Source organism: Bradyrhizobium sp. Ai1a-2 (genome assembly GCF_000426245.1).
GTDB lineage: Bacteria > Pseudomonadota > Alphaproteobacteria > Rhizobiales > Xanthobacteraceae > Bradyrhizobium.
Window position 1 is genome coordinate 1 of record NZ_AUEZ01000248.1, and the last position, 1,028, is coordinate 1,028.

The 1,028-nt window shown below is 62.5% G+C and carries 2 protein-coding genes; both read right to left on the bottom strand.

Going from position 1 to position 1,028, the window contains the following annotated elements; all coding sequences use genetic code 11:
• A partial coding sequence (locus K288_RS49245) for an IS66 family transposase zinc-finger binding domain-containing protein (protein ID WP_043162561.1) occupies positions 1-481 on the bottom strand: 481 nt, incomplete at its 3' end.
• 125 nt (positions 482-606) lie between these two features.
• Positions 607-960, bottom strand: a complete 354-nt coding sequence (tnpB, locus tag K288_RS0143535; RefSeq protein ID WP_027584880.1) for an IS66 family insertion sequence element accessory protein TnpB — start codon at positions 958-960, stop codon at positions 607-609.
• Positions 961-1,028 lie beyond the last annotated feature (68 nt).

The following is a 1,028-nucleotide window of genomic DNA, read 5'->3' on the forward strand; positions in this document are numbered from 1 at the left end:
GCGCGGTGCGCTCGCAGTGACGGCAGGCATATTTGAACCGCACATGTTGCAGCACCGACGCCTTCACCTCGACGTGCAACTGCTCGGTGACGATCTCGCCCATCCGATGCATCCGATTATGGCAGCACGGACAGTCCTTTTGATCCTCACCCAGATCATGTTCGACGCGTTGGCGCGGCAGATCGTCAGGCAGCGGTTTGCGGCCGCGTGTCTTCGGCGCCGGCTTTGGAGCCTCCGGCAATCCCGTGTCCGGCACGGCGACCGCCTCGACATCGTCGTCGTCCCGGCTTTCAGCGGCGGCCTGCTCGGCTTCGTTGAAGATGCGCTCCTTGAGCTTTTCGCTCTTCGGCGCATACCGGTGCAGGCGCTCCAGGCGCAACTGCTCCTCAAGATGCAGCACGCGTTGTGCGAGTTTCTCGTTTTCGGCCTTCAGCGCCGCGATCAAGGCTTCCAGCTCGTGCGTCGTGGGCTTGCGACTCATCGTAGTCTTGAATCGAAGTCATGCCGCCGCGTCAACCGGGCTCCCATGTCTTCGTCATGTCTTCGGCGGCGTCATCTGAGAACGGCCATGCCGAAGCCCGATGACGCCGCCCGCATCGAACCCGCTCAGCCCACGCTCTGATATTGCCGCACCGGATGACGACGCATCGCCGCGATGTTGATGCCGTCAAGCAGCCAGTGCAGCTCCTCCATCGTCAGCGTCAGCACCGCTTCCTGACTTCGGGGCCAGTGGAATCTGTCGGCCTCCAGCCGCTTCAGCAGCATCCAAAATCCTGACCGATCATAAATCAGCAGCTTGATCCGGTCGCGGCGACGATTGCAGAACGCGAACACCGCGCGCTGGAACGGATCCAGCCCCATCGACTGCTCGACCACGATCGCCAGGCTGTTGATGCCCGCCCGGAAGTCAATCGGTTCGCGGTGAAGGTAGACCCGAAGATCAGACGCCAGTCGGAACATCGCAACGCCCCAGCGCTTCAATCACCGCCGACAGCAACTGCGCGTCGCCGCCTTCCAGCGAAAGCGTC